Annotated in this window: 2 protein-coding genes; both read left to right on the plus strand. The window is 48.4% G+C overall.

Annotated features, from left to right (window positions below):
- On the plus strand, positions 1-328 hold a 328-nt coding region (locus B3O33_RS12125; RefSeq protein ID WP_292363705.1), incomplete at its 5' end, for a sensor histidine kinase.
- Positions 325-1,666: sigma-54-dependent transcriptional regulator (locus tag B3O33_RS12130; RefSeq protein ID WP_292363707.1), on the plus strand; the 1,342-nt coding region annotated here is incomplete at its 3' end. The genes B3O33_RS12125 and B3O33_RS12130, both read left to right, overlap by 4 nt.

Consider the following 1,666-nt stretch of genomic DNA (forward strand, 5'->3'; position numbering starts at 1 on the left):
TAAAGCCTTAATCAATTTATTACGTAATGCCTGTCAGGCTTGTCCTGAGGGGCCGGTTGAACTCTCCTGGCAAAAGGATGGACAACTTCATATTCATATTGATGATGCCGGGTCAGGCATAACCGATGATCAGCAGAATCAGGTATTTGAGCCTTTTGTCACAACTAAAGCTCCGGGGGAAGGCAGCGGTCTGGGCCTGGCAATTGTGCAGAGAATAATGCGTGAGCATCAGGGAGAAGTGAAATTAAGCAACAGTCCGCTGGGCGGCGCGCGATTCACGCTGATTTTACCCTTAAACCCATCTAACGATTCTGGACCAACAGCATGAAGATGAAGCAGAACAAAAACTTACCAATCCTGTTAATTGAAGATGACCAGGCATTGGCAAGACTGATTAGTGATGAACTGGAAGCGGAAGGTTGGAGTCTGGCAGTTCATCACCAGGTTCAATCCGCTATTGACTGGCTTAATATCAACCAGCCTGCATTGATTGTCACCGATCTGCGGCTACCTGATGGCGATGGCATGAACGTGGTTGAACAGGTGGTCAGGCATTGGCCGGAAGAACAGCGACCAGGACTGATTGTGATTACCGCATTTGGCAGTGTACGCCAGGCAGTTCAGGCGTTGCAGGCGGGGGCGGATGATTTTCTTACCAAGCCTTTGGATTTAGAGCATTTTCTGCTGGCGGTTGAACGTGTGGTGGCGACACGTAAATTGCATGATGAATTATTTCAGTTTCGCAAACTTAACCGTCAACCCAGTTTTCATCAGATGTTTGGTCGCAGCGAAGCGATGCGTAATCTGTTTGAACAGATTAAAGTGATTGGCCGTGCGCAAGGTCCGGTGCTGATTAACGGCGAAAGTGGAACGGGCAAAGAGCTGGTTGCCAAAGCTCTGCATGCTGAAAGTGATCGTGCCGACGGGCCTTTTTTAGCGGTTAACTGTGCGGGTATTCCGCAGGAATTGTTAGAAAGCGAATTTTTTGGCCATTCAGCGGGCTCATTTACCGGCGCCAAGAAATCCCGTAAAGGCCTGTTGCAGGAAGCCAATGGCGGGAGTTTGTTACTGGACGAAATTGGTGAAATGCCAATGGCATTACAGGCAAAACTGTTGCGGGCTTTGCAGGATGGCTCAATTCGCCCGGTGGGGCAGGATACTGAGGAGAAAGTGGATGTTCGAATCATCGCCGCAACCCATCGTGATTTAAAACAAAAAGTGGTTGAAGGCAGTTTCCGCGAGGATCTGTTTTATCGTCTGGAAACCTTTGCTTTGTCGGTTCCACCTCTGCGGGATCGTGAAGAAGACAGGGAAATTCTGGCCCAACAGTTTTTACAGCAATTAGAGGTAACACAAGGTCGAAACATTAAAGGTTTCAGTGACAAAGCTTTGGAGATCATTCGTCAGTATGCTTTTCCGGGGAATGTCAGAGAATTGCAGAATGTAGTGGAAAGAGCGTTTGCTTTCTGTACGGAAGACTGGGTGCAGCCACAACATTTACCGGCAAGACTACTGGAAAATCAATCTGCAACTGCGCCGTCAGTGACAAACCCGGTGGATGATCCGCGAAACGAAACATTATTGTCGGGCGCCGTTTTACCTACTCTGGAACAGCTGCAAAAACGGTATGTCCGCATGGTATTACAAGAAGCCGATGGTAATAAAC

It is taken from the genome of Methylophaga sp. UBA1464 (genome assembly GCF_002325665.1).
Lineage (GTDB): Bacteria > Pseudomonadota > Gammaproteobacteria > Nitrosococcales > Methylophagaceae > Methylophaga.